The organism is Microbulbifer mixtoriginis (SeqCode), from assembly GCF_052467705.1.
Genome location: NZ_CP174322.1, coordinates 4,704,216 through 4,729,219, shown reverse-complemented (window position 1 = coordinate 4,729,219; position 25,004 = coordinate 4,704,216). Strand labels below are relative to the sequence as shown.

The following is a 25,004-nucleotide window of genomic DNA, read 5'->3' as shown; positions in this document are numbered from 1 at the left end:
CGCTCTGCCCAAGCACAACAAAAAAGGCCGGATACCTATGGTGTCCGGCCTTTTTTGTTGTGCTTTTGCGCCTAGCTAGTTTTTTATAGGCCGGTGAGTGCTCAAAAACTTTGGCATTATGTGATGTTTGTCAGAGAGTTGCTGCTCACGAATTACCGGCAACGATAGATACGCTTCTCTGTCACCACCATATCGAGAGGAATATCCCAGTTATCCGTTGGCAGCTGATCCACACATTGCAATTGGTGGGCGGCGCCAATTAGCAGTGGTCCACTACCGGGCAGCAACTGTTTGTGTTCAAAGGTACGATCATAAAAACCCGCGCCCATCCCCAGACGGGCGCCATTGGGATCGAAAGCCACCAGTGGTACCAGCACTAGGTCTAATATGCCTGCGGCCCGGCTGGGGCTTCGCACTGGCTCAGGAATATCGAAACGGTTTCGAAAAGGTAGCGGGCTGCCATTCCACTGCTTGAAGCCCAGGTGTGGGTGTGGTTCCACCGGTAGTATTGGCAGGTAGAAGCGCTTCTTCGGAAAGCGTTGTAATAGAGGGCGAACATCTAACTCACCATCCATTGGCCAGTAAATACCAATATGGAGGGCGCGCTTCATCTGCGGAATTCGGTTCAGCAAAGTGATGGCAGAGCGGCCATGCAGACGCTGTTGGTAGGCACTAAGCTGCCTCCGCCCCGCGCGCATACGCCGTCGCAGCTGCGTTTTATTTTCGCTCATGAATTGGGGGAGTAATAGAAAAAGAAATGGAAACCCCGAGTGTGCGGCTGTAGACGGAGCCTTGAACCGTAAGGTTCAAGGTGGCAGTCTCCGGGGTACATAAGGCTTTCCGCTACATGGCGGACCTGCACACCAGCACCCGCTGGAAACCACCAGGGTAAGATTATCGGCTCAAGGACATAGTCTGCTGGCCAACACCCCAGGGTATGTACTAATTATAACTTGTTGAAAGGGGGGCTGTTAACCGCAAATTGGGATGTTTTGCGGCACTGCTGGCAAAGTTATGACTGGGCCTCGCTTTCTGGGTCGGTATCCCCCAGGGCGTTTTGCATCTTATTTTGAAGCCGTTCCAGGATTTCTTTCTGCAGGGGAATACTGCTTAATTCCGCTTTCGCTTGGATAAGTTCGTGGGCAATATTGAGCGCGGCCATCACGGCAATACGCTCTACGCCAATAACGGTGCCGGTGGTTCGGATTCGAGACATGCGCTCATTAAGTAATTGAGCGGAAGCCTGTAGTCCCGCACGCTCGCCGTCGGCACAGGCAACGCGGTACTCTTTGCCGAGAATGGAAACGGTGACGGTTTCAGAAGTTAATGCAGAGTCTGCCATCAGGATTCTTGCGTAAGCCCTTTGAGACGATTAATCATGGCTTCAACCCGCGAACGGGCGGCCTCATTATTTTTAATTAAGCGCTGGCGTTCGCGCAGCCAGTCGGCTTCCTGCCGGCGCAGTTCACGATTGTCATTAGCCAGCTGTTGGCAGCGGGCGATCAGTGAATCCACGGTGCTTTCTAACGCTTGCAGCTTATCCATATTTCCTGCGTTTGAGGTCTACGTCTGAGTTCGCAACACGACAGACTGCGAGGGATTCCGCTACTATATTGCCGGCGAAATGGTGGGTCAATCGCTCCACCTGCGTGGACAATCACAAAATTGTCCTTAGAACCCCGATTCTCATGCCTGCTGCTGCCACCGCAGCGCATCGAATCCATCCCGATTAAGAAAAACTGTGCGGTAATCATGACTTCAGAAAACAACCGATTTGAGCAGCTCGCCAATGCCATTCTCTCCGCGGGTGGTCAGGTGGACCCGAGTGAGTTACACGGCTTTACCTGTGGCGTGTTGGCTGCTGGCGCCGAACCGGATAAAAAACGCTGGCAAAAAGAACTGGCGGAGTTACTCGACCTTGAGGCGGTACCCGCAGATCTGGATCGGGACTTATTGCAATTGGCGGAGGAAAGCCGCAAGCAGCTGGGTGGATCGGATTTCTCTTTTCAGCTGCTCCTCTGCGACGATGAAGATATTGTCAGCCGCACTCTGGCCCTGGGGCACTGGTGTGAGGGTTTTTTACACGGGTTTGGCATCGGTGGAGCAGAAGTAAAGATGCAGCCCACCAGTGAAGAGGCGCTCAAAGATATTGGAGCTATCTCCCAAGTGGATGCCGATCACGTTGAAGAGAGTGAAGAAGCTGAACAGCAATTAATTGAGTTGCAGGAGTATGTGCGGGTTGCGGTGCTCAACATATTTACCGAAGTGCGCGGCAGCCACTCCGGCAGCGGCCCCACCGTCCACTGATGAGCGGCAGCGAAAGCGCAAAAGATCCGCTGATTAGTGGGTCGGAATATGCCCTGCGACGCGCCCGGCTTATGGCGGGGTTGGCCCCGGATAGCCTGGCGATTATCTCATCGGCTGGGGAACAGCTGCGCTCCCGCGATACCTACTTTCCTTTTCGACAGGACAGCGACTTTCTCTACTTAACCGGATTCGATGAGCCGGAATCATTACTGGTGCTTCTACCCGGCCGCAGTCAGGGAGACACGTTGCTGTTTTGTCGCGAGCGCGATAAAGAGAAGGAACTTTGGGATGGGCCACGTCTGGGACCAGAACGCGCAGTAGCTCAATTTGGTCTTTCGGATGCTTTTCCCATCGGCGACCTCGACGATATTCTGCCCGGATTAATGGAAGGGCGAGAGCGTATTTACTTCCCTATGGGGCGCTATGCCCATTTGGATCGACGGCTGCGCGCTTATCTACAGGCGATACAGGAGGCGCCCTCGAGCAAGGGAGCGCCGGAAATGCTTGACCTGGATTATCAGTTGCGCGAGCTGCGTCTGCTCAAGAGCGAACGGGAATTGGATTTGATGGCCCGTGCAGGGGAAATTAGCGCTGCTGCACATCACTCCGCCATGGTGCGCTGCCAGCCGGGACTTTACGAATACCAGTTGGAGGCGGCTCTCTTACATAGCTTTATGGATGCTGGTGCCCGGGAAACTGCCTACCCGACAATAGTCGGCAGCGGTCGCAATGCCCTGATTATGCACTATTGCAGCAATAAGGCACGGATGCGCGATGGCGACTTGGTATTGGTCGATGCGGGTTGTGAATACCGGGGGTACGTCGCCGATATTACCCGAACCTATCCGGTCAATGGCCGTTTTAGTGATGCGCAAAAAGCAGTGTATGAAATTGTCTTGGCGGCGCAGGCGGCAGCAATGGAGCAGGTTTGTGTCGGCAACCACTGGGATCAGCCTCATGGTGCCAGTGTTGAGGTAATCACACGCGGCTTGCTGGACTTGGGGCTGTTGCAAGGAGACTTTCGTGAACTGATCGATTCGGGTGCCTATCAGCGTTTTTATATGCACCGTGTAGGGCACTGGTTGGGTATGGATGTCCACGATGTGGGCGACTATCGGGTACAGGGCGCTTGGCGGCAGTTGGAAGCGGGTATGGTGATGACTATAGAGCCCGGTATTTATATTCCTGCAAACGATGATCGCATACCTCTGGAATTTCGCGGTATGGGGATTCGTATTGAAGACGATGTTGCGCTCACTGCCGAAGGTGTGAGGGTTTTGTCTGAGGGTGCTCCAAAAGCCGTGGCAGACATTGAGTACACCATGCGCCATGGGCGGGATTTACTGACCCGCTAATTTAATTTGAGATTTTATTATTCAGTGGGCATAGCTATTCAAACCACTGGGTAAGGGGAGGTTTCCATGAGTGAGCCGCTAGAGCGGGTAGATGTGGCCATTGTTGGTGGTGGTATGGCCGGTGCCAGTCTGGCACTGATGCTGGCACATTTCTGTCCTCACCTCAGCGTCCAGTTATTGGAGCAGAGGTCTCTGCCCAATGCCTCAGCGAGTGTGCAATTGCCCAGCTTTGATACCCGCGCCACAGCGATTGCTGCCGGCAGTCTGCAGCTGTTTGAGCAGCTGGGTCTCTGGCCGGCACTGCGGGAGTACAGTGCTCCAATCAAACGTATCCAGGTGAGTGATCGCGGCCATGCCTTTGGCGCGGCCCTCTCTGCAGGCGCACAGAAGCAGGCCAGTTTTGCTGGAATGCTGGGAGCCGTCATCGAAAATGCGGCGCTGGGGCCCGTCCTGCACAATGCTCTAAATGACACTCCGGTCAGGCTTATCTCCCCAGCTCGGGTAACTTCGGTGCGCATGAATAATGAGGGCGCTAACTTGCGCTGGACAGCCGTGGATGGCGGTTCGGAACAGGTATTGAAATGTGACCTGTTGGTTGTTGCTGACGGTGTCGATTCACCGCTGTGCAAGCAGCTGGGCATGGAAATTGACACAGTAAAGTACCAACAGAGGGCGTTGGTCACTACTGTTGCTCTACAACGGGACCACAATGGCGTTGCCTATGAGCGCTTCACTGCGTCCGGCCCCATGGCGCTGTTGCCTCTACCTCGTCGTGAGGGAGTACACCGCGCCGCTGTGGTTTGGGCCTGTGCCGAAGAGGAGGCCGATGTAGTTTGTGCGTTGCCAGAGCAGCAGCGCTTGCAACGCTTGCAACAGCAATTTGGGTGGCGAGCCGGTCGGTTTATCAGAGCTGGGGCCCTACAAGGGTATCCCCTCAGTCTTTCTCTGGCTCGTGAGCAGTGGCGTCGCAATCTGGTTTTGTTGGGTAATTGTGCCCACTTTTTGCACCCTGTGGCGGGTCAGGGATTTAACCTGACCCTGCGTGATTGTTATGCCCTGGCCCAGTCACTGGCACGGTCGCAAGTGCAGAGTGGCGCAGTGGGGCAGCTGGAGTGGCTGGCGGCCTATGGGGAAAACCGAAGGCTCGACCAGCAGTTAACCGTAGGTTTCAGTGACCGAATCCCGGCATTGTTTTCCTCGGCTAACCCTTTCCAGCAAGTAGTACGCCAACTGGGGATGCTTGGCCTTACACTGGTACCGCCACTGCGGCAGCAGTTTGCCGGGCAGGCGGCAGGGTTTGGGCTTTAACCCCAAGCCAAAATGGCGGGGTTTCAAACGTTGCACCGCGATGGGCGTTAAATTTGGCACAACAGTGGAATTGGCTAGATATGAATAGACACCGTTTGGACTTTGCCATTGTCGGCGCGGGAATGGTGGGTATGGCTCAGGCAGCACTGCTCGCTGTGCGCCACCCAAATATGCGCTTGGCGCTGTTGGAGGCTTCTCCAGAGACCACTGTGCAGCAATCCGATAGCTACGAGCCGAGGGTTGTGGCGCTTACCCAGGCGTCACGTGAGTTGCTCGAAGAGGTTGGAGCCTGGGAGGATATCTCCGCGCAACGGGCCTGCCCCTACGTGGAGATGCGCGTTTGGGATGCTGATGGTACTGGTTCGGTGCGCTTTAACAGCCGCGATGTGCAATTGCCCAATCTGGGACATATCGTCGAGAACAATATTATCGTCGCCGCTTTACGCGCGCGGCTAGAGGCCCTGTCCAATGTTGAGCTGGTTAACAGCTTCCGCTTGGAGAGCTGGTGGCGCGACTGTGGACTCTGGCATTTACAGCCGCGGGGCGAGCAGTCTGATGATGGGGTCGAAGGTTTGCGCGAGCAGGCTGAGATAGTGCAAACACGCCTGCTGATCGGCGCTGATGGGGCTCGTTCCAAGGTCCGTGATTTATTGCGCATCCGCTGCCAGGAAACCGATTACCACCAGACCGCTCTGGTCTGTGTAGCCCGCTGTGAGAAGTCCCACCGACACACCGCCTGGCAACGCTTCATGCAAAGCGGCCCTTTGGCCTTCTTGCCGATGGCCGGTCTCGGAGACGACAACCACTGTGCCGTGGTTTGGTCGGCGGATGATTCTCTCGCGCGTGAATTACTGATGCTGGATGACCAGGCGTTTGCCCTCAATCTTGAAAAGGCCATTGAGAGCCGCCTCGGTAAAGTGGAATCCGTCAGTGAGCGTTTCTCTTTCCCCCTGCGCGCGCGCCATGCAGAGCGCTACCACGGACCCGGTGCGGTGCTGGTTGGGGATGCCGCTCACAGTATTCACCCACTTGCGGGGCAGGGGGTTAACCTGGGCTTCCAGGACGTACGCGTACTCACCGATGAAATAGATCGCGCTTTGTCACGCGGCCTGGAGCCGGCACATACCTCGGTATTGGCGCGCTATGAACGCCGCCGCCGTGGAGATAATGCCTCGACATTAAAGGCCATGAGCGCCTTTAAATCCCTGTTTGGTGCTGGAGATTTGCACTGGCGCTGGCTGCGTAATACCGGCTTGAGTATGGTGGACGCCAGTCCCATGCTAAAGAAGCGTATTATCTTGCGGGCCATGGCGGTTTAAATCGGATCTGTCTTAAATTGCCCATCGGCCAGACCAAAGCTGGCCGATGGGCATATCAATAAAACCGTTAGAGCAGCCTGCCTGCCAGCTGATAATTTACCTCCGTAACACAAGTCGGAATTAAGGGTTTCCCGAATTGAGTCAGTGGATTTTTGTTTACAGTTTCCCCCTCTCCAAGGATCTCGGTGCGCTGGCGCGGTTTATTCAGCGCCACCAGTTACCTTTGCGTATCACCGAGGAAAAAAATCAGCAGTTACTACTCTGCCCGGATGCTGGTTTGGCAGAAATGCTTAAGCCTCTACTGCAGCGGTGGGATTCTGGTGAGCTGGATCTCGATCAGGTACAAATGCAGCGGGTAGAGGAGCGAGAGTCTGGCAGTGAAGGGGTGCAAACCTCTGCGGCTGCAACTGACAGTCAGCTTGGAAATACAGGAGATAATCCCGGTAAAAAACACAGGGATGCGGTCTCTGTCCTGCCAAGTTTTCCGTTGGACAGGACTCCACTCAGTCTTTTATTAATTGCGCTGTGTTTTTTCGGCTGGTTTTTACAGGTTAATAATTTATCCACTGGCTTATTAATTTACCCCGATCCAAATGCTGCGGACTCTTTTTCACAATCCTCACTGGCCTGGCATTTGGAGCGGGGGCAGTGGTGGAGAATATTCACACCAGCAGTTGTGCACTTCTCCCTACCCCATGCACTGTTTAATGCCCTGGGGATCTGGATTCTGGGCAGGCCAATAGAGGCCCGTGGTGGCAGTATTTTATTTGTTGTGTTGGTGCTGCTCGGCGCCGCCGCCTCCAATCTGGCCCAGTATTTTTGGCAGCCTGGGATTCGTTTTGGCGGTATGTCTGGCGTCGTTTATGCCTTGGTCGGTTTCGCCTTGGTTTTACAGCGTTTTCAGCCTCTGTGGCGGGATATACCTGCAGGAATTCTCACTGTAGCCCTGGTGTGGCTGTTATTGTGCGCTCTGGGTGTTGTGACTCTATTAACTGGAGTTGGGGTAGCTAACGCCGCTCATATCGGTGGGTTACTCAGTGGCTTAATAATTGCTCTTGTGTACAGCGTATTAGGAGGTCCGCGAAGATTTGCCTCCGTGTAGAGAGTTTAAATATAAGATGATAAGCCATTATCGCGTAGTGCGATCTCTTATGGTTATCGAAATGTCTTATAGGGGTCGTTAATGTTTATCTGAATTCAGGCTCAGGATGGAAAAGTTAACAAAAAGTACCCAATCTTTGTTCCAATGAATTGGTCTGATTCAGTCTTTATTTCCTTATTGATTGAGACGAGCTGAGTGGCCTGAGAGCTGGTCGGAATAGTGGGCCAGTGGATAATTGCGTACTCTATCTTCCCCAGGGTGCGTTTGACATAAAAGGCATAAAATATCTCTCTGCATTGTTACTCAGCATTAGGCATGGACTGTTAATGTTGAGATTAAGAGTCGGTATTTTCTCTCTCGCCGCCTTGCCCTAAGCGTTCCCCATATACCTCCGAAAATATCAATAAATCCAGGAAGGAACTCTTATGAGATGTATTTTCGTACTGATATCCTCGCTTTTACTAACAATGGCTGCTGGAGCTGAAGAGGCTCAGCGCTTGTCAGCCGAAGTGCTTTGGAAAATAAAGCGCGTGGGCACTCCAGTGATTTCTCCCTCTGGTGATCAGGTAGTAGCCCCTGTGACAACTTTTGATCTTGAACAGGATAAGGGGGAAACCCGCTTGTGGTTGCTCTCTACTGATGGTGATATCCAGAGGCCATTAACGGCTGTTGGGCTCAGTGTTTCGGAGCCGGTATTTTCCCCAGATGGTAAACATTTGGCTTTTATTGGCAAACGAAGTGATGACGATATCAAGCAAATTTTGATATTGCCTATGGCTGCTCCCGGAGAGGCGGTGCGTTTGAGTGAGGTACCGACTGGTGTCTCATCGATAAAGTGGGTGGGGGACCACCTTTATTTTATCTCGCGTATTTGGCCGGATAAAGCGCCGGAAGAAATGGCTGGCCGAGTTAAGGAAGAAAAAGAGAAAAAGGTGTCTGCCTATGTCTGGAATGCATTGCCTTTTTCTTTTTGGGATAACTGGATAGATGAGCAGCGGCAGGCACATGTATTCAGAATCCCAGCCAAAGGCGGTGCGGTAGAAAATCTGACTTTGAGGACGGGTTTAAAGCTTCCCAACTGGATCCAGGGGGCAGAAAGTTATGACGTATCGCCCGACGAGTCACACCTCGCTATTGTGGCCGATTCTAAGAAAAGTGGTACTCGCCCAGACTTCGATGTGTTCCTGCTGGAGCCCGGTTCCCCTAAAACCAGAAATTTGACCTTGGCCAATGAGGCGCCAGACTTCAATCCAAAGTTTTCACCGGATGGCCGTTTGTTAGCCTTTAATCGCCAGCTTATATCGGGTTTTTATGGTGATACGCGCCGCCTGGTGGTACACAGGTTGCGCTCTAGGCAGAACACTGTTTTACATGAGGAATGGGATAGATCCACGGATGGTATGGTTTGGGCACCCAGTGGGGGTGGTCTCTATGCCGCAGTCGACGACCAGGGCACTCGGCGAATTTACTATCTGCCCGTCGGTAATGGCGACCCAAGAGTAATCACCGATTCGACCGACTTTAGTAATTTGTCTGTTGCCAGTGATGGCACTCTGGTAGGTATTAACCAGAGCTTTCTCTATCCGCCAAGGGTGGTCAGTATTGATGCAAGAAATGGGGGAGTGGAGCGGCTGGATAGCTTTAATGATGATTTATTTGCCAATGTCGATCTGGGAACTTACGAGTCGGTGACATTTACCGGAGCGGAAGGTGCCGATATACAGATGTGGGTGCATTATCCACCGGGCTTTGATCGGAATCAGAAGTATCCATTAATGCTGTTACTCCACGGTGGGCCACACAATGCCGTCACCGATACCTTTCATTTTCGCTGGAATGCGCAAACCTTTGCCTCTTGGGGCTATGTTACCGCCTGGTTTAATTTCCATGGCTCCTCCGGGTTTGGTCAGGCATTTGCAGATTCCATCAATCCAGACTGGCTCAGTCGGCCGTATACCGACACCATCGCTGCAGCCGATTGGTTTAAATCGCAGAGTTGGATAGACAAGGATCAATTAGTGGCAGCGGGAGGCAGTTACGGTGGCTATTTGGCGAGTATTCTATTGGGTCGCGAACATCCATTTAATGCCCTGGTAATTCATGCTCCGGTGTATAACCTCTACTCCATGCTGGCAGCAGATTATTCGGTACACGGGGTTCGCTTTGGCGAATATTGGCAGAGCCCGGAGATTTACCCCTCAATTTCACCGCATACTTATGCGGCTCAATTCAAGACGCCGAGCTTGGTTATTCACGGTCAAAACGATCTGAGAGTACCGGTTGGCCAATCCTTCGAGTTGTTTCGCACTTTGCAAGAGCGCGGTGTTGAATCGCGCCTGATTTACTATCCCGATGAAAACCATTGGGTACTAAAACCGAATAATTCGTTGCACTGGTACGGACAGGTGCGTGAGTGGGTTGAGCGCTTTGCCGCACCTAATAGAGGCACCGAAGCCTCTGCCAGTGTAACGAAGTAAAGCTCGTTGGCAGCTGGAGAGAGTTGGCTTTCTCTCCACTTGGTTTGTCCTGGAGCCTCTGTCGGTAACGGCATGAGGCTCCAGGTATACGCAATAAGTCCTGGATAAAACGCTTTTCTGGCCAATGCCTTACTCTCAAGGGAAGATTGGCCGGTTAAATTCATTTTTATTGCGGCTTTGATGCTTTCTGGGCTTGTTGTGTCACGGACAGTGCGCAAGAATTCAGCTCTAATTCTGCTGTAACCAGGGATATATGTTTCTCTTAATTACCTATATTTTTATCGCTCTCGGCTTTTCCTTTTTGTGCTCGATTGCCGAGTCGGTCATTCTCAGCGTCACCACGCCCTATGTGAGACTTCTTGAGAGGGAAGGGCACAAAGCGGGGCCTCTGTTGCGCAAGCTGAAAGGGGATATCAATGCGCCCCTGGCCGCGATCCTTACCCTGAACACTATTGCCCATACTGCTGGTGCCGCTGGTGCTGGTGCCCAGGCTGCAGCGGTTTTTGGCAACCAGTATCTGGGTATTGCCTCGGCAATCCTCACCTTGTTGATTCTGGTGTTCTCCGAAATTATTCCTAAAACCCTAGGGGCGGTTTACTGGCGTCAGCTGGCTCCATTTACTGCCTACGCGTTGCGCGGACTGGTGTGGTTGCTCTACCCCTTTGTGAAAATGTCCGAGTGGCTCACACGGGGCTTATCGCACGGACCCACCCTTACGGGCTTCAGCCGCGATGAGTTTGCGATTATGGCGGAGATCGGGGAGGCCGAGGGCCAGCTGGAGCAGCGTGAGTCCAGTATTCTGCGCAACCTGTTTTTTACCCTGCGCGACCATTCTGTACGCGAGGTGATGACGCCGCGCACTGTGGTATTTTCCCTGCCCGAGGACGCCACTCTGGCTGAGGTCTACGAGGAGGTGGAAAGGGGGCGCTTCTCCCGTATCCCGGTATATGAAAACCGCGATCAGGACTGTGTGGTGGGGTTTGTACTTAAACAGGAACTACTGCTCGCCTATGCCAAGGGTGAGGGCGAACGTAAATTGTCCGAGTTCCGCCGCGAAATGTTGATGTTGCCGGAAACCGCCACTATATATCAGGCCTTCCAGAAAATGCTGTCGCGCCGGGTGCAGATCAGTGCGGTATTGGATGAATACGGCAGCCTGGAAGGGGTGGTTACCCTTGAAGATCTTCTCGAGACTCTGCTCGGTGAAGAGATTGTCGATGAAGCGGATAAAACTCCGGATCGCCAGGAGCTGGCCAAGCGCCTGTGGCGCTGGCGCTCAAAGAGACACGGCCTCAAGGTGGATGAATCTGCGCAGCAGGAGCAGGATATTGAGGAGGCTGGTGAGGGTCGTGATGGCCGAGAGGGGCGCGATAGCTAAATTTCACATCTGATAGCTTGTGCTTTCCCTGCCGGTGGCCCCGGCGGAATCTTTGACGGCCTCCGGCGGGCTGTACAGGTTTTGATTCCGATGGCTGCTAGGCTTCTGTGCAGATATGTCGCAGGCCATTGCCTGCTGGCAAGGTCTGTACCCAAGCCGCTAGAATACGCCGCTTCGGAACCTGACGGACTGAGATTTTAAAATGGGAAACAGAACGCCTCTGTATGACACACATGTCGCTATGGGCGGCAAAATAGTGGATTTCGGTGGATGGGATATGCCGCTGCACTACGGTTCGCAGCTGGATGAGCACAACAAGGTGCGCACCGATGCGGGGATGTTTGATGTCTCCCACATGACCGTGGTCGATGTCGATGGCGCTGACGCCCGCGACTACTTGCGCTACCTGCTGGCCAACGATGTGGCCAAGCTCGATGGCAATCCCGGCAAGGCACTTTACACCGGCATGCTGAATGAAAAGGGCGGCGTGATTGACGATCTGATCGTCTACCTGCGCGACCCCGGTTATCGCGTGGTGGTAAACTGCGCAACCCGCGAAAAAGACCTGGCTTGGATGAACAAGCAGGCGGAATCTTTTGAGGTCACTCTCACTGAAAGGCCTCAGCTGGCGATGATCGCCATCCAGGGCCCTAACGCTCTCAGCAAGACGAAAGAAGTTTTGGGCATCGACTGGACTGCGGCGATTGATGCGCTGAAAGTGTTCCAGAGCGTGGCCCGCGGCGAGTGGTTTGTGGCGCGTACCGGCTATACCGGTGAAGATGGCCTGGAAATCATGCTGCCCGGCGAAGATGCCAGTGGTTTCTGGCGTGCTTTGGCCGAGGCTGGCGTTGCCCCCTGTGGCTTGGGTGCGCGGGATACTCTGCGCCTCGAAGCGGGTATGAACCTGTATGGCCATGAAATGGATGAGGAAACCTCTCCACTGATCGCCAATATGTCCTGGACCGTCGCCTGGGCGCCGGAGAGCCGCAATTTTATCGGCCGCGCAGTGCTGGAAGAGGAAAAGGCTAAGGGCATCGAACACAAGCTGGTCGGGCTGGTTCTCGAGGAACGCGGTGTTCTGCGTGGGGGCCAGTATGTGATGGTGGACGGTAGCGAAGAGCGCGGTATCATCACCAGCGGAACCTTCTCGCCTACCCTGGGTTACTCCATCGCCCTGGCGCGGGTACCGGCCAGCGTCGGCGATACCGCCGAAGTGGAAATCCGCAAGAAACTGCAGCCGGTCAAGGTGGTTAAGCCCTGCTTTGTGCGCAACGGCAAATCGGTTATTTAAGCGCCGCACCACAGGTGTCAGCGCCATTCAGACAATATATACAGATGCTTAATCAAGGGATCACAGCATGAGCGAAATCCGCAATGAATTAAAATACCTCTCCAGCCACGAGTGGGCGCGATTGGAAGAGGATGGCACAGTTACTATCGGCATCAGTGACCATGCCCAGGACGCTCTGGGTGATGTGGTATATGTTGAAACCCCCGAAGTGGGCAGCACTCTGGCTGCCGGCGACGAGGCCGGTGTAGTTGAGTCTGTTAAGGCCGCTAGTGATATCTACTCTCCGGTATCCGGTGAGGTCGTAGAGGTGAATGAAACTCTGGAAGAGTCCCCGGAGACCGTGAACTCCTCTCCTTACGATGACGGTTGGTTTTTCCGTATCAAGCCCAGCGATGTGAAAGAGCTGGACAATATGCTGGATGCCGATACCTATCGCTCGGAGTCTGAGGACTAATTCCTCACGCTCACTGAGTGCAAAAACCGCTGCTATTGGCAGCGGTTTTTTGTTTATGGATGGTGTTTATTCGGTACTTGCCGGGTGAAGGATGCCTTTCAGACCTATTTTATGAAGGAATGCGCCGACGGTGTGCTCGATTTCCTCAGCACAATCCATTTGGATCACTTGTTGCAGTAGTAACTTGGTATCTGCTTGGCGTACCGCGCGCAGAGTTGCCTTTACTCGCGGTAGATTGGTGGCGTTCATCGACAGCATGTCGTAGCCCATGGCCACCAACAATAGGGCGCCCCCGGGTTCTCCTGCTAATTCTCCGCAGATGCCGACTCTGGTGCCCTCAGCGTGCGCGGTGCTGACAATCTCTTGCAGAGCACGCAACACTGCGGGGTGTAGGGCGTGGTAGATATTGGCAACGCGACTGTTATTGCGATCCACAGCCAGTAAGTACTGAGTCAGATCATTGCTGCCCACTGAGATGAAATCAGCGCGCTCGGCTAATTCGCGAATCTGATAGATCGCTGAGGGCACCTCCACCATGACCCCGAGCGGCGGCATCTCAATTTCATAATCTTCTTCCAGAAGTTCCCGGTAGGCTCTTTCGATCAGTTTGCGTGCGGCTTCGAGTTCATTGAGCCCACTGATCATGGGCAGCATGATACGCAGGTTGTTGAGCCCTTGGCTGGCCTTCATCATGGCGCGCACTTGCGCCAGGAAAATTTCCGGGTGGTCGAGGGTTACGCGAATGCCGCGCCACCCCAGGAATGGGTTGGTTTCTTCAATGGGAAAGTAGGCCAGTGCTTTGTCACCGCCTACATCGAGGGTGCGCATGGTTACCGGCATGGGGGCAAAGGCTTCGAGTTGTTCCCGGTAGATTTCCCGCTGTTCCTCCTCGGAGGGAAAGCGGTCGCGCAGAAGGAAGGGGACCTCGGTGCGGAACAGGCCGACACCCTCGGCCCCGCGCTCTAGGGAGCGAGTGACATCAGCCATCAGGCCGGTGTTGACCAGCAAGTGAACCCGGTGTCCATCGGCAGTTTCAGCAGGTAGTTCTGCCAGGTGATCCAGACTGTGGGCGAGCTGTTGCTCTTCGGCGACGATCTCGTCGTAACGGCGTTTGAGCTCTACGCCAGGATGAATGTGCAGGTCGCCACGGTAGCCATCCACCACCATATCCACATCGTCGATAGTTTCGTAGGGCAGGTCTTGCACGCCCATAATCGCCGGCAGCCCCATAGCGCGGGCAATGATGGCCATATGGCTGTTGGAGGAGCCTTTTACGGAAACAGCACCGATCAGCTTCTCCCGCGGCACTTCGGCCAGCACCGCGGCAGTGAGCTCTTCCCCAACCAGAATGGTGTTGTCTGGATAATCGCGCTCGCTCTGCTGTTGCTGGTGTAAGTGGGTGAGGACACGGGCTCCCAGGTCTCGCACGTCGGCGGCGCGGTCGCGGAAATAGGAATCGGACATGGCCTCAAAACGGCGCACGTGTTCGAGCATGACTTCGGCCCAGGCCCTGGGGGCGCTCAGCTGTTGTTGGATACGATCGCAAACCTCTACGGCGAGAGAATCATCGTCGAGCATACTGATATAGGCATCGAAAAGTGCGCGTTCTTCGCGGTTGAGTTCGTCTTTGAGGCGCTCACCCACTTCGCGAATCTCCTCTCTGGCGGAGGTGAGCGCTTGCCGGAACAAAATCAATTCCTCTTCGATGTCCAGGCACAGGGAGTAGGGCACGGTGGCCAAGTTGGCCCTGGGGGTGACGATATGGGCACGACCTATGGCGACACCTGGCGAGGCGGGAATACCGGAGAAGTGGGTTTCCTGGCGCTGCCGGCGGATGGTAGCCAACATGCCAGTGGCTTCGGCGTGGGCAATCACCCCGGCAAGCTGGGCAGAGAGGGTGACGAGAAAAGCTTCTTCACCTTCATCGAAGCGTCGCTGCTCTTCCTGCTGGACAACTAGGACACCGAGCACTGCGCGGTGGTGGATGATCGGTGTGCCCAGGAAAGCGCTAAATCGCTCCTCACCGGTCGAGGGAAAATATTGGTAGGCGGGATGTGCCTCGGCCTTTTCTAGATTGATGGGCTCTTCGCGGGTGACCACATTACCAACCAGGCCCTCATCGGGTGCTAATTGCACCTGGCCCACGGCACTTGGTAGCAGGCCATCGGTGGCCATCAGGACATAGTTGCCGGTTTCTTTGTCGCGAAGGTAAACAGAGCAGACACGGGTGTGCATCACTTCGCGCACTCGCCGCACAATGATTTCAAGCACCGCCGGCAGGTCCCTGGCGGAGTTAACTTCCTGAACGATACTGCGCAAAGATCCGAGCAATGGCCTTTCCTCGCCAGTCAACGGAGAATGAATTAGGCCCAGGAGAGCCTGGGCTTGGTGGTGCTGGAGCGCAGCAGACGCTGCGGAGTTACTCGCCCCGCTCGCGCAACCAGCGCCTTTCCAGCTGAATTTGTTGTGGGGCCAGTTCGGCCAGCGCGCGCCGATAAACCTCGCGCTTGAAGGTCACCACTTTACTGAGTGGGTGCCAGTAGCTCACCCAGCGCCAGTGGTCAAATTCGGGCTTATAGCCGTTGTCGAAGCTGATGCAAGACTCTTCAGCTTCTAACTTCAGTAAGAACCACTTTTGTTTCTGGCCAATGCACAGGGGTTCAGAGCGCCGGCGGATCAGGCGCTGTGGCAGGCGATAGCGCAGCCAGCCGCGGGTGCAGGTGATAAGACTGACCTGATCGCGTGTAAGCCCTACTTCTTCGTATAGCTCCCTATATAGTGCCTGTTCGGGAGTTTCGCCCGGATTTATACCGCCCTGGGGAAATTGCCAGGCGTCCTTGCCACCTACCCGCCGAGCCCACAGTGCCTGACCGCGGGCATTCAGCACAATGATACCGACATTGGGGCGAAAGCCCTCTGAGTCTATATTGCTGCTGTTGTCGCCACCCTGTCCCCGGTTGCGATTGTTGCTACTGGGGTTGTCGCTGCGATTTGACTGCTTGGCAGGCTTACGGCGGTTTCTTCGCCCGGCAGGTGCCGGTTTGCCGTCGCCCAAAATACCGTCCTCAATACTTTTGTGTGCGGCCGTGCGCTGCACTTACTTGTCCCGCATTGTTCCACAGAGGTGGGTTTACAGCAATTCAGTGACGCAGTCCGTGTGATAGGGGCGAGTGCGCGGTAAAATCGACCGCCACTCTAGTGGTGGTTGCTTTACCCTGGCGGTGAAATAGCCTTTGCGAATCTATAGTTTACGGGGGAGTTGGCGATGCACTTGGCAATTTTTGATCTCGACAACACGCTGATCGGCGGAGACAGCGATCACGCCTGGGGTGAGTTTCTGGTGGAGCGCGAGCATGTGGATAGCGAACGCTATCGTTTGAGCAACGATCGCTTCTATCAGGACTACCAGCGGGGTGAGTTGGATATCTTTGCCTACCTGGAGTTTGCCTTGGAGCCGCTGTCACAAATTTCTCGGGGCCAACTGGAGAATCTGCAAAGTGAATTTATGCAGGAGGTGATCAGCGAGCTGTGGCTACCGGCAGCGCAAGAGCTAATCGGCGAACATCGTCGCAAGGGACACCACATCATGATTATTACCGCCACTAACCGCTTTGTGGTGGAGCCGATTGCCGCCCGCCTGGGGGTGGATACCCTGTTGGCGACTGAGCCTGAAGAGCACGAGGGCCACTTCACCGGCCGTGTCGTGGGAGAGCCCTGCTATCAGGCTGGCAAGGTGTTGCGCCTGCGCCAATGGCTGGCGCAAAACCCTGAATACGCGGGTAGGGAGAAATGGTTCTACAGCGATTCCATCAACGATTTGCCTCTGCTCACGGAAGTGGAGCATCCGGTGGCGGTCGACCCAGATGCCCAACTGCGAGCAGAGGCGCAAGTGCGTGGATGGCCAATTATCAGTTTGCGCGATCAGGGCTAAATGGCGATTTTGGCCAAGAGAAAAGTGCGGCCTTGGAAAACATGAAAAGAGGAAGTGAGTGAACGGATATTGCCTTCGGTCTCTGGCCACAGCCCTATTGCTGGGAGTACTGGTTATCGTAGTTGGCTGCGAACAGCGAACCTCTCAGCCTTTAAAGGAACAGAAGCGTGCCCCAGAGGCCCAACAGGTTGATGAAAAGGTGGCCTCGGATCTCTCGCTGGCAATCTGGCAGGCGGGACAGGCTCAGGTATTGCACGCTCATGCCTCCGTGGAAACGTTGCGGAGAGCTGTCGATGCCTTGCTTGCTCAGCCCGATGAGGAGCAATTGGAGGAGGCCAGGCTGGCCTGGCTGGATGCGCACCGCGAGTTCGCAGCAACTTTGCCCTATATCCAACTGGCTTTTTCGCCCTCGGACCTGCGCAGTCAAGGGCGTAAGCTCTTATTGGCACTCGATAGCTGGCCCGCCCAGCCAGGTTATCTGGATACCGTGCCGGGTTATTCTGATAGCGGCATCGTCAACGACACCGCTATCGAACTGACTTTGACAAACCTGCGCAAACAACATCGCCTCACTGCACACGAAGAGGCGAGCACCGGCTTTCACGCACTTGAAGTGATGCTCTGGGGCCCCACAAGTGAGCGCATGGCGGAAGACTTTGTGGCAGTTAGCGAAGGGGAGAGGCCGGAGGCTCTGGCGGTCAATCGTCGCCGTGAACTAACCAGTCTGATTGCCAAGGGGATTGAAGAAGATATGGCCGGGCTGGCACGTCGCTGGCCCACTTCGGCCAATAACCTATCCCGAGAGTACCTGGCCCTAGGACCGGTAGCGCGATTGCAGCAGATTCGCGCGGCACATACCCAGGTGATTGATGAGCAGCTTTTGCGCCGTCTCCCCGAGGGCTCGGAGAGTGATGTAGAAAGTGGCCGCGCGGCAGACTCGAAGCAGGCGCTATTGGCAATTATGGCGACCTTGCAGTCTAACTGGATCCCCTCCGGAGGTGGTGGTCTGGCCGAGGTGCTTCTTGACCGCCATCAGGTCAATGCTTTGGAGGAGGCCTTTTCAGATTTTGAGGCCCTATTGTTAAAGATGGAGGATCCATTCGAGTTGGCAGAGCTTGGGCAGCTGGCCAAAGCGCGCAAGTTGCTGGAGCGGATGGCAGGTTTGATGACTGGTACCACAGAGGTGCCAGTATCGGAGAAGGATGTGATGCCGGTGTCTTTACCGGCCGTTGAGGGCTAAAGGAAATAAAAAACCCCGGCAATAGCCGGGGTTTTTTGTGAGATGTCTATAAGCTTACCAGCGACGTACAGGGCCTGTGTCCACGTGCACGAAGTTACTCTTCGGGTAATAGCCGACACCACCTGCCTTTAGGTTCAGCGCCGCCTGCCTCAGTTTTGACAGGGGTACACCGGGCATGCGGATATCTAAGGCCATACCGCGGGTATGGTAGCTGCGCTTGGCCACGCCCCGACCCGCAGCGCGTAACTTCGCATTGGTCTTGGGCGAACGGTACCCGGAGATAATCTCGATGGTACCGGTGTAATTGAACTTTTCCTTCAGCTTATACACGATATCAAATAGTTTCGGGTCCATGCGGGTCACTTCGTTAGCTCGGTGGTCCCGCAGCAGCTTATTGAACTGTTTCAAACCACCGTTGCTGTAGTTTCCGTTGCTCCAGTAGGCGGCCTCCAGCTTCTCCCCTGTGTGCAGGTTGCGCATCTTCAGGGTGCGGGAGCTACCTACTTTCGCGAAAGTCGGTCCGGCGCTGACCGCCGCCGCAGTTGCGCAGGTCACTGCCAGGAATCGACGTCTGGATGGATTCTTCATAATTCCGCCTCGTCGTTAAATCTCTTCGGTGTGCTCTTGATTGAGCGCATCCGGGTACGGCGGAAAATGTACAAAAAATAACCATTTGTTACAAATTGTGACCTGCTAATTAGGAAATATTTGAAGGCTTTCGTTGGTAAATTTTTTTACGGATGCTACTCCCATTGCGTTCTCGTAGCTGCTGGCGGGGGAATTAGCATTAGAAACAGGAGACAGCGTTGTCATTCAGTGGGCAAGCTTAAAAAATCATTTTTTTTGCGACTATTCAGTTTTTACCTAAAGCAGGGGCACTTTTTTGGGGGCGCCTGGGGCATTGACCTATTTATCCCTGTGATAAATATCCCGGCGGAATTGAGGGCGCCCTTCGGCGTCTATCCAAGCTGTCATATAAACGATAAAGAGTTTAGGGGCGGGTTTTATGGCTACTTTTAGAGGTTCGTCCCCGGTTGCGGCCTCGGCGATGCGGGTCCTGTCCCACCCCTGGGTTTCTAGCAGGTTATAGGCCAATTCCTCTGGTTGATGCAGGCGCACACAGCCGTGACTAAAAGCTCTATGGTGCTCTGTGAACAGGCTTTGCGCCTGGGTGTCGTGTAGGAATATGGCCTGCTTATTGGGAATAACGAATTTCACTTTACCTAGGGTGTTATCTGGCCCGCTGACCTGGCGCATGGTGGCGTGGCCACCTGCGGCCCTCTCCAAGCTCTCATCGGTGATCGGGGAAGTTTTGCCACCGCGATACTGGATGACCCGATAACCGCGGCGGTGCATGGCTGCAGGGTTGTGCCGTGCTTTGGGGAGTAACTCTGTGATGAGGATACTGCGCGGCACTGTCCAGGTGGGGTTGAATACCACACTGGTAATGCGGGTGTGTAAATTGGGTGTGCGGCTGCTGTTCTTGCCCACCACGGTTTTCATATCCAGCTTGATACGTCCATCTTCCACCAATTGCAGGCGGTAGTTGGGCACATTTACCAGCACATAGCGCCCTTCTTTCTGAGAGGGAAGCTTGTCCCAGCGCTGTGCATTTCTAACCATCTGTTCAGCTCTCTCGATGGGAGAAACCGACAGGGCCGTGAGGGTTTCTCCCTCGGCAACACCACTTGGCACCAAGCCGTGGCGGCGCTGGAAGCGCTCAAGTGCCGACTGCAATGCGCTGTCGAAGCGCATAGGGTCCTTCTGTGGAGATGATACCGGGCCGGGTTGTCCACGATAATCGCCGTATAGTTCGAGCAGTTTTCGCAATTGCAGCACCCGCTCGTTCTTGTCCCCGGCTTGCAGGGGGCCACCCTGGGGTATAGGGCGCCAATGTTTGGCTAGGTTTCTGTAATGCAGGGCTTCGCTGCGCAGCTGGTCTCCCATAAGGGCAATATCCAGAGCTGCAGCACCCTTGGAAGACTGGCCACCGCTTATTGAGGCGGTCGAGGCAATGGCCACTGTCAGGAGAGCAGCTAACCCTAGATGGCGGGGATACCAAGCCATAGTGAACTCCCACCAGATTGATGATACTCAGCCACGATTGGCTCCTTTTCCGGCTTTGTCCCGTTGATAGATATCCGGGCGGAACTGCAGTTGGCCGTTTTCATCCACCCAGGCAGTCCAGTAGGCGATGTATACCGGTAAAGGGTTTTTCAGCGCTACGCCATGGGTACGACCGCTCATCAGCGCTCGCTCAATGCGGGCGTTGTTCCAGCGATTTTGTTGGGCGAGCATCATGCGAGCAAATTTCAGGGGTTTTTCCAGGCGTATGCAGCCGTGGCTGAAAGCGCGCTGAGATTTCTTGAACAGGTGCTTGCTGTTGGTATCGTGCAGGTAAATGGCGTGACGGTTGGGTATCACAAATTTGACTCGTCCCAGCGCATTTCCCGGCCCTCCTTTTTGCTGCAGGGTTACCTGGCCCCGGCGCACAGCGGCGACATTTCCACGGGTGAAAGGTACCGCCCGGCCGCGATGGTTGATTAAGCGGTAGCCCTTGGCACTCAGCGCCGAGCTGCCCTTTGGCAGAAGCTCCCGTAAGGCGATATTGGGGGGGACTCGCCAAACTGGATTGAATTCCAGGCGTGTCATGCGCGTGGTAAGTTGTGGGGTCTTGTGCTTGGGCTTGCCCACCACCACTTTCATACGGAATTGCTCGCGCTCGTCGTCGATCAAGCGCAAGTTGAACTCGGGAACATTAACGACGATATAACGGGGCCCTAAATCCTTTGGGAGGTTTTCCCAGCGTTTGATATTGGCTGCCAGAATCCGAACCAGCTTATCCGGGTTAGTGTTGAGGCGACTGCGGGTGCGCTCATCCACCAGGGCATCCCCTTTTAGGCCGTGGCGGCGCTGGAATCGGCGCACAGCCTCTTGGAGGGGCTTGTCGTAGACGTCACCTGTAAGTGTTTCTTTGGAGCCTTTGCTGGGAAAATCCCTGGGGCGGAAATCGCCGTAGAGCATTAACAAGCTGCGCAACTGAGCTACTCTCGGTCCCCGGCTTCCCGGAGTAATTGGCTGTCCGCCATCCAGCGGTTGCCAATGATCCCCCTCGGCCAATGTCTGGTAGCGAGCCAGCTCCTCACTGAGGAGAGTGTACTGTCTGCCATAGGGGGAAAAGGGATCTCTCCCTGGCACAGGCAGATCAAGGTCTGCCCCTGCGCTCGCTAAGGACGGGGAGCTATCAACCCCCAGCACAAGGGCCAATATAAAAGCCATGGTGCCACTGTGGATTGATTTGCTCTGCAAGGAGGAGAGATAGCCAGCACCCATAAGTCACCCCAGTAAGCGAAATCGGATCAGAGAGACTGATCACCCTGCTCACATTGGTAACTTGTGACTCTTGAGCCCTAAATAATTTTGAGGAATGGATCGGGGCTATGCGCCGAGGAAAAAGACTATGGGGGGGTATTATTGAAGGCTATGGGACGGCCCCGAAGGCCGCCCCATACTTGCTCAAAATTGATTGTCGCTCAAACCATCCTTGCGATAGATATCGGGGCGAAAATTCAGCCGGCCCTTTCCGTCCACCCAGGCAGTCCAGTAGGTGATATAGACCTTAACCAAGCGGACTAAGTCGACCTCGGTGGTCTTCTCTCCGACAGTGAGCTGGTCGATGCGCCACTGGTCCCAGTCCCCCTGAGGGCGCAGAAGGGCCTCAGCCAGGTGGCGGGGTTTTTCCAGGCGGATACAGCCGTGGCTGTAATCCCGGTCTGTGAGAGAGAAGAGAGTGCGGGCGCGAGTATCGTGCAGGTAAATATCGTGTTTGTTGGGAATTTCGAATTTCACTCGCCCCAAAATATTTTCCTCTCCACCCATCTGGCGCATAAGGAAAGACCCTGCACCGGCGGCTGACAAGTTACTAGCGGTCAGCGGCAGGTGTTCCCCTCTGCCATTGACGACTCGATAACCCATGTTCTCCATCCCCGCAGGGTTCTTGCGTGCCTTGGGCAGAATTTCATTCACCAGGATACTGCGTGGCACTGTCCAGGTGGGGTTGAATACCACCTTGCTGACCCGGGTGGTGATCTCGGGAGTAGCGTGTTTCTTCTTGCCCACGACCACATTCATGGCCAGTTTTACCCGGTTGTTCTCCACATACTGGAGGCGGTACGCGGGTATATTCACCTGGATAAAGCGATCCCCAAGGCTGGCGGGAAGCTCTTCCCTGCGCAGGATATTCATCTCAACAATTTTTGCTCGCGCTGAGGGGGATAAGTTGAGTCGCTTGCGTGTGCCGCGGCCCACAATTCCGTCTGGCTTGAGGCCGTGGCGCTTCTGGAAGCGCAATAGCGCTTCATGCAGGCCCCGGTCAAAGCGGTTGGGGTCTCCTCCGCCATAGCTATAGCGGCTCTGATAGTCCCCGTAGAGGGTGAGCAATTCTCTCAGGCGGGCCACATGGGGGTGGCGAGCACCCATCGTCATCACCGGCCCCGGAGGTATCGGACGCCAACGGCCACTGTCGGAGATTCTGCGCAGGCGTTCCAACTCGTTTCGCAGGGCATAGACGTCGCTACCGTAAGGTGTGTTTTCTTCGAAATAGGGCCCCTCACTGTTTTCTGAGCGAGCTGCCCTGGTTCTTTCCTGGGGATGACTATTGCGGCCCTGATTGTAGTAAACCCTGCTGCCGCCCCTGGTCGCTCCAGAGGAACCACTGTCACTGGAGGTGTTGTAGCGCGTGCGATAGCGACGAGTGTCGGAAGGCCTTGAAGAGCTGCGTTCGTTGTCAGTGTTGTAGTCGCGGGAGTAATAGCGACTGCGTGGTTTACTGCCGATCATGCGCGCCCGATCATAGCCGCGAAAGTACTTGCGTCCGCTGGGCTCGTTGGATGCCTGCTGTGGGGCATTGCCGAAGGCGACCATGCGAAATCCTTGGTGCTCCCGCAGAACCGGTGTAATTCCTCGGCGCGGACGGCTTTTGGGGGTGATTCTGTCGAGCTGGGTATCCTGTGCATAAGAGACGAAGGCGTCTGTCAGCAGAATATCCAGTACTGCGGCCATTTGCAGGCGCTGGGGAGTGTCCCGCAAAGTGCGGTCGAAGTACCCCAGGTGGTAACGATAATCCACCATGCTGCTTGGATTGCCAGAGCTGGCAGCTGTTAGCTGCTTGAGGAGATCATTGGCGCTGTCACTCAGGTTGTAATTATCAAACCACAGCAGGCGATAATTAGTACGCTGGTAAATCCTGCGCACTGCCGCCGGGTTGAAAATGGGATCTTGGGCCGGCCATGCATCTGGGTTTTCCTCCAGCCAGTGCACCAAATGTGGGCGTACTGCACTCTCCGGCAATACTGGCACCGTTTTCTGGTTAGCGGAAAAGGCGTAATAGAGGATGGAGACACAGAGACTGCCTAGCACCAGCAGGGGCAGTAGTGATTTGCGTTTGCGCTGCTCTGGGTTGAAGTAAGACATGGTACCTCAGCGATACTGCAGGGGCCCGGTGTTGTCTTGTGGATAATGCCGGACGCCAGATCGTTCATACCTTCCGAACCTGTGGCGAGCCCATCCAGAGACTGTTAGGTGTCTAGCGTTGACTCGCACTTGTCATGCGTCCCGCGCGACTTCCTCTAATGTAAGACCACAATTGGCGTCACGCTTGCGCGAAACTCAACCAATTCCAGCCTGTGAAACTAAGTATGGCAATAAATGCGGAATTTGCTTGGCGTTTCTTTCCTCTGAGGATATGAGGCTTGGTAATCTGTGATTAAGGCACGCAAATCTTAGCCTTTACCACGATATGGTTCTGTTATTGACAGAAATTTGTCTGCTATGGCTTCGGGGCTTGGGCGATTAGATACGGCCAATTTTTTCAATAACCCCTAAAAACCCTACAGATTTCAGGGGCTTGGGATAAAGGATTCAGGGGATGGAAAAGTGGCGAATTGGCCCATACGGATTGCCCTGGGAAAAGCTCTGTTCCCATAACTGGGTCTGGCCACCCCGGTGAACTGCTATGAGGGTGCTGGCACGAGTGCCATAGCCTTGCTGAGTGTCGCTTAAATCTTGCCCGCCTGGCAGTTGATTCTTTCTCTGGGATATCTGCACAAATATTGGCGACAGGGCGCGCTCCATTGACAAACCCACGCCGGTATCTGGCAGCTCCGCATCTGCAGCGGGGGCCCTGTCCTGCAGAAGGTTGAAGGCCGGTTCAATAAAGTTCTCCCGGCCAATGGGGCCTTCAATTTGCCGTGTAATTTGTGTCAGCCCCGCCTTGCCCTTTTCCACCTTGGGCCAGGGAGCATCGGGTGCGCCATTGGAGATACCGTGTACTCCGGCAGAGAAAGCGAAGGGCTTATGCCTATTGCCCGCGCAGTAGAGGGGGGGGGCTTTATCCAGTGCGAATAGCAGCGCATTAAAGCCCCGATAGTGCTGTCCTTCGAGTTCCCCTGCGAACTGCTCGGGGGAATCATCGCCGGTTAGGAATTTATAAGGAATTTCCCCGCGAGATAGGACATTTTCGGGCTCTGCCCTTCCGGGCTCGCGGATATTGGTCACTGCGGCCACCCGCCGCGCAGAGATCCCTGCCCAGGTTCCGCCAGCCTGCAGGTCGCGCCCAGCGACTATTTGCCTCCCCTCTGGCCCATTCTTCCAGGGTTCGGCGGGGGCACTCTTCCTGACGTAAAATTCATCTCTATTGGCGATAAGTAGCAGCGGGTAGTCGGGATGGCAACGGTAGGCAAACAACAGTAGACACATAGTGTTTTCCTGAAGGTGGGCTTTTAGCACGCCTCTTTCGCTGGGGGGCGCTTTGCGACCATAATACGCTCTTCGCCAACAATCTC

Annotated in this window: 21 protein-coding genes and 1 other RNA gene; 11 read left to right on the top strand and 11 right to left on the bottom strand. The window is 54.9% G+C overall.

What is annotated here, in order from left to right:
• Positions 1-152 precede the first annotated feature (152 nt).
• The 4 genes from ACJJIB_RS20490 to ACJJIB_RS20475 all read right to left on the bottom strand — a co-directional run bounded on the left by ACJJIB_RS20490 (position 153) and on the right by ACJJIB_RS20475 (position 1,545).
• Positions 153-731 (bottom strand): 5-formyltetrahydrofolate cyclo-ligase, encoded by a 579-nt coding sequence (locus ACJJIB_RS20490; protein WP_444882996.1) that lies wholly within the window; start codon positions 729-731, stop codon positions 153-155.
• 28 nt (positions 732-759) lie between these two features.
• Positions 760-940, bottom strand: a non-coding RNA gene (ssrS, locus tag ACJJIB_RS20485) — 6S RNA.
• A gap of 72 nt (positions 941-1,012) precedes the next feature.
• Entirely contained in the window at positions 1,013-1,342 is a 330-nt protein-coding gene (locus ACJJIB_RS20480) for a cell division protein ZapA (RefSeq protein WP_252083593.1), read from the bottom strand.
• Entirely contained in the window at positions 1,342-1,545 is a 204-nt protein-coding gene (locus ACJJIB_RS20475; protein WP_152455364.1) for a TIGR02449 family protein, read from the bottom strand. The genes ACJJIB_RS20480 and ACJJIB_RS20475 overlap by 1 nt, the downstream gene beginning before the upstream one ends.
• A 120-nt stretch (positions 1,546-1,665) precedes the next feature.
• Between ACJJIB_RS20475 and ACJJIB_RS20470 the strand changes: the two genes are divergently transcribed.
• The 9 genes from ACJJIB_RS20470 to gcvH all read left to right on the top strand — a co-directional run bounded on the left by ACJJIB_RS20470 (position 1,666) and on the right by gcvH (position 12,991).
• On the top strand, positions 1,666-2,307 hold the full coding sequence (locus tag ACJJIB_RS20470) for a UPF0149 family protein (protein WP_444882995.1): 642 nt from the start codon (positions 1,666-1,668) through the stop codon (positions 2,305-2,307).
• A complete protein-coding gene (locus tag ACJJIB_RS20465) occupies positions 2,307-3,662 on the top strand; it encodes an aminopeptidase P N-terminal domain-containing protein (RefSeq protein WP_444887402.1) in 1,356 nt (451 codons plus the stop codon). The genes ACJJIB_RS20470 and ACJJIB_RS20465 overlap by 1 nt, the downstream gene beginning before the upstream one ends.
• 66 nt (positions 3,663-3,728) lie before the next feature.
• A complete protein-coding gene (gene ubiH, locus ACJJIB_RS20460; RefSeq protein WP_444887401.1) occupies positions 3,729-4,970 on the top strand; it encodes a 2-octaprenyl-6-methoxyphenyl hydroxylase in 1,242 nt (413 codons plus the stop codon).
• 80 nt (positions 4,971-5,050) lie between these two features.
• Entirely contained in the window at positions 5,051-6,289 is a 1,239-nt protein-coding gene (locus ACJJIB_RS20455) for a UbiH/UbiF/VisC/COQ6 family ubiquinone biosynthesis hydroxylase (RefSeq protein WP_444887400.1), read from the top strand.
• Positions 6,290-6,425: 136 nt separating this feature from the next.
• Complete coding sequence (locus ACJJIB_RS20450) at positions 6,426-7,391, top strand: rhomboid family intramembrane serine protease (RefSeq protein WP_444882991.1); 966 nt, start codon at positions 6,426-6,428, stop codon at positions 7,389-7,391.
• Between the two features lie 425 nt (positions 7,392-7,816).
• A complete protein-coding gene (locus ACJJIB_RS20445; protein ID WP_444887399.1) occupies positions 7,817-9,868 on the top strand; it encodes an alpha/beta hydrolase family protein in 2,052 nt (683 codons plus the stop codon).
• A gap of 253 nt (positions 9,869-10,121) precedes the next feature.
• The gene (locus ACJJIB_RS20440) at positions 10,122-11,246 is read left to right on the top strand and encodes a CNNM domain-containing protein (RefSeq protein ID WP_444882989.1); all 1,125 of its coding nucleotides are present in this window, start codon (positions 10,122-10,124) and stop codon (positions 11,244-11,246) included.
• Between the two features lie 202 nt (positions 11,247-11,448).
• Positions 11,449-12,537 (top strand): glycine cleavage system aminomethyltransferase GcvT, encoded by a 1,089-nt coding sequence (gene gcvT, locus ACJJIB_RS20435; protein ID WP_252083586.1) that lies wholly within the window; start codon positions 11,449-11,451, stop codon positions 12,535-12,537.
• A gap of 67 nt (positions 12,538-12,604) precedes the next feature.
• Complete coding sequence (gene gcvH / locus ACJJIB_RS20430; protein WP_252083585.1) at positions 12,605-12,991, top strand: glycine cleavage system protein GcvH; 387 nt, start codon at positions 12,605-12,607, stop codon at positions 12,989-12,991.
• 66 nt (positions 12,992-13,057) lie between these two features.
• On the opposite strand, the gene ptsP is transcribed toward gcvH, so the two are convergent.
• A complete protein-coding gene (gene ptsP, locus ACJJIB_RS20425) occupies positions 13,058-15,322 on the bottom strand; it encodes a phosphoenolpyruvate--protein phosphotransferase (RefSeq protein WP_444882988.1) in 2,265 nt (754 codons plus the stop codon).
• 88 nt (positions 15,323-15,410) lie between these two features.
• Positions 15,411-15,917, bottom strand: a complete 507-nt coding sequence (locus ACJJIB_RS20420; RefSeq protein WP_252086035.1) for an RNA pyrophosphohydrolase — start codon at positions 15,915-15,917, stop codon at positions 15,411-15,413.
• 339 nt (positions 15,918-16,256) lie between these two features.
• Between ACJJIB_RS20420 and ACJJIB_RS20415 the strand changes: the two genes are divergently transcribed.
• Together ACJJIB_RS20415 and ACJJIB_RS20410 are read left to right on the top strand one after the other, a co-directional pair.
• Positions 16,257-16,922 carry a histidinol-phosphatase gene (locus tag ACJJIB_RS20415; RefSeq protein ID WP_444882987.1) on the top strand — a complete coding sequence of 222 codons (666 nt, stop codon included), beginning with the start codon at positions 16,257-16,259 and terminating at the stop codon, positions 16,920-16,922.
• Positions 16,923-16,980: 58 nt separating this feature from the next.
• Positions 16,981-18,162 carry an imelysin family protein gene (locus ACJJIB_RS20410; protein WP_444887398.1) on the top strand — a complete coding sequence of 394 codons (1,182 nt, stop codon included), beginning with the start codon at positions 16,981-16,983 and terminating at the stop codon, positions 18,160-18,162.
• 54 nt (positions 18,163-18,216) lie between these two features.
• On the opposite strand, the gene mepK is transcribed toward ACJJIB_RS20410, so the two are convergent.
• From mepK to ACJJIB_RS20385, 5 genes are all read right to left on the bottom strand, one after another.
• Positions 18,217-18,750 carry a peptidoglycan L,D-endopeptidase MepK gene (mepK, locus tag ACJJIB_RS20405; protein ID WP_252083581.1) on the bottom strand — a complete coding sequence of 178 codons (534 nt, stop codon included), beginning with the start codon at positions 18,748-18,750 and terminating at the stop codon, positions 18,217-18,219.
• Between the two features lie 318 nt (positions 18,751-19,068).
• Positions 19,069-20,229, bottom strand: coding sequence for a L,D-transpeptidase family protein (locus ACJJIB_RS20400; protein WP_444887397.1), 1,161 nt, complete (start codon positions 20,227-20,229; stop codon positions 19,069-19,071).
• Between the two features lie 27 nt (positions 20,230-20,256).
• Entirely contained in the window at positions 20,257-21,495 is a 1,239-nt protein-coding gene (locus ACJJIB_RS20395; protein WP_444887396.1) for a L,D-transpeptidase family protein, read from the bottom strand.
• A 183-nt stretch (positions 21,496-21,678) separates the two neighbouring features.
• A complete protein-coding gene (locus ACJJIB_RS20390; protein WP_444887395.1) occupies positions 21,679-23,634 on the bottom strand; it encodes a L,D-transpeptidase family protein in 1,956 nt (651 codons plus the stop codon).
• A 447-nt stretch (positions 23,635-24,081) separates the two neighbouring features.
• Positions 24,082-24,918 carry an NRDE family protein gene (locus ACJJIB_RS20385; protein ID WP_444887394.1) on the bottom strand — a complete coding sequence of 279 codons (837 nt, stop codon included), beginning with the start codon at positions 24,916-24,918 and terminating at the stop codon, positions 24,082-24,084.
• Positions 24,919-25,004: the final 86 nt, after the last annotated feature.

Excerpts from the sequence above, each read along its gene's own strand:
- ACJJIB_RS20490 (WP_444882996.1), bottom strand. The coding sequence starts at position 731 with ATGAGCGAAAATAAAACGCAGCTGCGACGGCGTATGCGCGCGGGGCGG.
- ACJJIB_RS20480 (WP_252083593.1), bottom strand. The coding sequence starts at position 1,342 with ATGGCAGACTCTGCATTAACTTCTGAAACCGTCACCGTTTCCATTCTC.
- ACJJIB_RS20475 (WP_152455364.1), bottom strand. The coding sequence starts at position 1,545 with ATGGATAAGCTGCAAGCGTTAGAAAGCACCGTGGATTCACTGATCGCC.
- ACJJIB_RS20465 (WP_444887402.1), top strand. The coding sequence starts at position 2,307 with ATGAGCGGCAGCGAAAGCGCAAAAGATCCGCTGATTAGTGGGTCGGAA.
- ubiH (WP_444887401.1), top strand. The coding sequence starts at position 3,729 with ATGAGTGAGCCGCTAGAGCGGGTAGATGTGGCCATTGTTGGTGGTGGT.
- ACJJIB_RS20455 (WP_444887400.1), top strand. The coding sequence starts at position 5,051 with ATGAATAGACACCGTTTGGACTTTGCCATTGTCGGCGCGGGAATGGTG.
- ACJJIB_RS20445 (WP_444887399.1), top strand. The coding sequence starts at position 7,817 with ATGAGATGTATTTTCGTACTGATATCCTCGCTTTTACTAACAATGGCT.
- ACJJIB_RS20440 (WP_444882989.1), top strand. The coding sequence starts at position 10,122 with ATGTTTCTCTTAATTACCTATATTTTTATCGCTCTCGGCTTTTCCTTT.
- gcvT (WP_252083586.1), top strand. The coding sequence starts at position 11,449 with ATGGGAAACAGAACGCCTCTGTATGACACACATGTCGCTATGGGCGGC.
- gcvH (WP_252083585.1), top strand. The coding sequence starts at position 12,605 with ATGAGCGAAATCCGCAATGAATTAAAATACCTCTCCAGCCACGAGTGG.
- ACJJIB_RS20415 (WP_444882987.1), top strand. The coding sequence starts at position 16,257 with ATGCACTTGGCAATTTTTGATCTCGACAACACGCTGATCGGCGGAGAC.
- mepK (WP_252083581.1), bottom strand. The coding sequence starts at position 18,750 with ATGAAGAATCCATCCAGACGTCGATTCCTGGCAGTGACCTGCGCAACT.
- ACJJIB_RS20400 (WP_444887397.1), bottom strand. The coding sequence starts at position 20,229 with ATGGCTTGGTATCCCCGCCATCTAGGGTTAGCTGCTCTCCTGACAGTG.
- ACJJIB_RS20395 (WP_444887396.1), bottom strand. The coding sequence starts at position 21,495 with ATGGGTGCTGGCTATCTCTCCTCCTTGCAGAGCAAATCAATCCACAGT.
- ACJJIB_RS20390 (WP_444887395.1), bottom strand. The coding sequence starts at position 23,634 with ATGTCTTACTTCAACCCAGAGCAGCGCAAACGCAAATCACTACTGCCC.
- ACJJIB_RS20385 (WP_444887394.1), bottom strand. The coding sequence starts at position 24,918 with ATGTGTCTACTGTTGTTTGCCTACCGTTGCCATCCCGACTACCCGCTG.